The organism is Bacillus sp. JJ664 (assembly GCF_036962205.1).
Classification (GTDB): domain Bacteria; phylum Bacillota; class Bacilli; order Bacillales; family Bacillaceae_G; genus Gottfriedia.
In genome coordinates this window covers 1-1,140 of sequence record NZ_JBALMS010000237.1, presented here as the reverse complement: position 1 = coordinate 1,140, position 1,140 = coordinate 1, and the positions used below count along the sequence as shown (strand labels likewise).

The following is a 1,140-nucleotide window of genomic DNA, read 5'->3' as shown; positions in this document are numbered from 1 at the left end:
TAAATTACTCTTTCAGTCACTTGGAATGTTTGAATAAAGGAAAAGTAAAAAGAGCAGACATAGAATTTGTCTACCCTTTACTATTTCCTTAGAAGCAAGTTGATCTAACTATCATATTATTTTCTAGCACCATATTTAATCTCGATTGTGTTATCGTTTCTAGCAATAATAGCGGCCTCACACATATTCACAAAAAGACCATTCTCGACCACACCAGGAATCATATTTAAGCGAATTGTTAACTCTTCTGGTTTTTCAATGCTTTTCATATAGCAATCTAAAATATAATTTCCATTATCTGTAATAAAAGGTGTATTGTTTTTCAGCCGTAGAGTTGGATTAATTGGACCTATTTTTTCAATCTGATTCTTTGTCACTTCCCATCCAAATGGTATGACTTCTATCGGTAAAGGGAATTTACCAAGTGTCTGAACAAACTTTGATTCATCTGCAACAATAATAAATTTTTCAGAAATGGAGGCAATCATTTTTTCTCGTAATAACGCTCCACCGCCACCTTTGATCAACGCTAAACTAGGACTCACTTCATCAGCACCATCTATTGCTAAATCCACTTTACTTAACTCAGAAGGATCCACTAATGGAATTCCTAATTTAATGGCTAGTTGTTCTGTATCTTTTGAAGTAGGTACTCCTTGTATTTTTAAGCCTTCTTTCATTCGTTCAGCTAGTTTTAAAATAGTCCAATATACAGTTGAACCAGTTCCTAGCCCAACAATCATTCCATCCTCAACAAATTCAACCGCCTTTTCACCAGCTAGTTTTTTACTGTCCATTTGCACACCCCTAAAAAGGTCATTAGTATATTTAATACATTTTACTAAAACATTCCATATTACTTCAAATTATCAAAAGATGTATCTGTGAAAATTTTGATGGGTAAATTTTTTATTCATAACATCTGCTTACTTTGATTAAGTTGAAAGTTTATATTCTTCCTTCTTTATATAATACCCCTTAACAAATAATCCCAAATAAACTAAGGAAGTTCCAAACATTACGATGAATCCTATATAAATACTCATGAATGTAGGGTTTATATATGCACCGATAATAATGCTAGAGCGGGCAATTAAGTCTGCACCGGTATAAGCAATATTAGAGAGTGCTGAATAGGAT

General features: G+C 32.9%; 1 protein-coding gene and 1 pseudogene. Both read right to left on the bottom strand.

Annotated features, from left to right (window positions below; translation table 11 throughout):
- Positions 1–116 precede the first annotated feature (116 nt).
- Positions 117–797, bottom strand: a complete 681-nt coding sequence (rpiA, locus tag V7056_RS20680) for a ribose-5-phosphate isomerase RpiA (protein ID WP_499704267.1) — start codon at positions 795–797, stop codon at positions 117–119.
- 138 nt (positions 798–935) lie between these two features.
- Positions 936–1,140, bottom strand: a pseudogene (locus tag V7056_RS20675) (MDR family MFS transporter); the annotation flags it as partial.

Coding starts and splice junctions, on each gene's coding strand:
- rpiA (WP_499704267.1), bottom strand. CDS start 797: ATGGACAGTAAAAAACTAGCTGGTGAAAAGGCGGTTGAATTTGTTGAG.